Here is a 2,171-nt window from a genome sequence, read left to right as displayed (position 1 = left end):
TCAAGCAATCCGGCTACGGCCGCAGCCTCGGCGCGGCGTCGATCGATCACTACACCGAGCTGAAATCGGTATGGCTCAAGATCAGATAAAGAACGAATTGAAGCCCTCGTAGAAGGGTCTCAACTCAGGGAGAGAAAGACGTGTCTTTGGAAAAGACGATTCAAGAACTCAAGGACCGCGTCGACATACTTGAGACGATGTACGAGTATTGCCGGCATGCCGACAACCTCGATCCAGCGTCGATGGTGGCGCTGTTCGTCGACGACTGTGTCGCCAATTTCGTGCCCGGCAGCGACGAGTACACGCTCCGTGGCAAGGCGCAGCTGGGCAAGATGTTGAGCGACGCCCTGGGGGTCACCGTCAGCGGCAGCCATCACATCAGCAACGCCGAGATCCGGTTCGACACGCCCGACCAGGTCACCTTCCACAGCTACATGTACTCGTGGCAGCGCTTCACGGGCTTTCCGGCCACCGCCGACTGCCACCGCTGGGGGCGCTACGAGAACCGCTTCGTGCGCACGCCGGCCGGCTGGCGCATCTCGCGGCTGAAGCTGATCTCCGCCGGCGAATACGGCGGCGCCCGGATCGGCGAACAGCTCGGACGTCCATTCCCACCAACCTTCGACTAACGGCGCGGCGCGACCGCGGCGACCGACGAACACAAGAAAATTCAGGGGGAGGAAACCACAATGACCCGCAACACAGGCGCCCAGCGCACACGACTAGGATCAATCGGCCGCGCCCAGGCGCTGCTACTTTCGGCCTCGACCGTCGCCTTCCTGGCGGCCAGTCCCGCCGTGGCCCTGGCCGACGAGGCCCCGGCCGCCACGGCGCTGGAGGAGATCATCGTCACCGCCCGCAAGCGCGACGAGAACATCCAAAACATCCCGGTCGCGGTGACCGCCATCTCCGGCGAACAGCTCGACCACTTCGCGCTGCGGTCCATCGAGGAGATCGCCGCGACCATGCCCCAGCTCTCGGTCACCCGCGGCAGCAGCGGCAGCGGCGCCACCATCAGCCTGCGCGGCATCGGCTCGTCCTTCACCAGCATCGGCATCGAGCAGTCGGTCGCGGTGAACGTGGACGGGGTCTATTATGGCCAGGGCCGGATCATCAACGAGGGCTTCTTCGACATGAAGCAGGTGGAGGTTCTGAAGGGACCTCAGGCCCTGTTCTTCGGCAAGAACGCCACCGCCGGCGTGCTGTCCTTCACTTCCGCCAATCCGGGTTCGGAGTTCGAGGCCCTCGGCCGCCTCTCCTATGAGTTCAACTCGAAGACCCCTGCCATCGAGGCCATGGTTTCGGGCCCGATCACCGACACCTTCGGCATGCGCCTGGCCGTGCGGGCCTCCAACATGCAGGGCGGCTATGTCGAGAACCTGGCGCCGGCGACCTCGCTGACCACCTTGAACGTCAACACCTTCGCGGCGACCCCGCACGCCTCGCCCGCGCCCCAGAAGGATATTCCCGGGGAGCGGGATATCGTGGCCCGCCTCACCGCCCAATGGATCCCCAGCGAACAGTTCAGCCTGACGCTGAAGGCGGCGGTCGATCGCTACCGGGTCACCGACGCCACCTGGAACAATGAGATGGTCTCGTGCCCCAAGGGTACGGCCCAGGTTCAGCCCGGGGCGGCTTGCGACAAGAACTGGAAGATCCAGCAGAACGACGTGCCCGCCGATATCGCGGCCACCAATTCGCTGCTCGGCCGTCACGGCGGCGAGCTCTACCAGGACTACGACTCCTACTCCCTCACCGGGATCGCCGACTACAACACCGACGCGGTGTCCCTGACGGCCGTCACCGGCTTCCACCACTTCGTGAACTACTTCCTGGGCGACTACGATTTCACCGGCGCGGCCAACGGCGGCACCTGGGGTTCGGAGCGGTCGGAATACCGAGCCTTCTCCGAGGAAATCCGCGCCCAGACCCAGCTGGACTCGCCGCTCAACTTCATGGTCGGCGTCTACTACCAGAACACCAAGCTGAACTTCGACCAGCAGATCATCTTCCCGGGCGCCCTGGAGGATCCGACGGCCCCGGCCGGGCTGCGCTACATCACCCTGCGCAAGCTGTCCCAGACCGACGGCACCACCTTCGCCGGCTTCGGCCAGGCGATCTGGAAGATCAACGACGCCTGGGAACTGACCGTGGGCGCGCGCTACACCCAC

At 64.8% G+C, this 2,171-nt stretch carries 2 protein-coding genes; both read left to right on the top strand.

Features of this window, described 5'->3' with window-relative positions:
* Positions 1 to 140: 140 nt before the first annotated feature.
* Positions 141 to 629: a nuclear transport factor 2 family protein gene (locus V6M52_RS05405; RefSeq protein ID WP_332700229.1), complete on the top strand. Its 489-nt coding sequence runs from the start codon at positions 141 to 143 to the stop codon at positions 627 to 629.
* A 60-nt stretch (positions 630 to 689) separates the two neighbouring features.
* The coding region (locus V6M52_RS05400) for a TonB-dependent receptor (protein WP_332700227.1) at positions 690 to 2,171 on the top strand (1,482 nt) is incomplete at its 3' end.

The organism is Devosia sp. (genome assembly GCF_036676215.1).
GTDB lineage: Bacteria > Pseudomonadota > Alphaproteobacteria > Rhizobiales > Devosiaceae > Devosia.
This window is presented reverse-complemented; position numbering and strand designations above follow the sequence as displayed.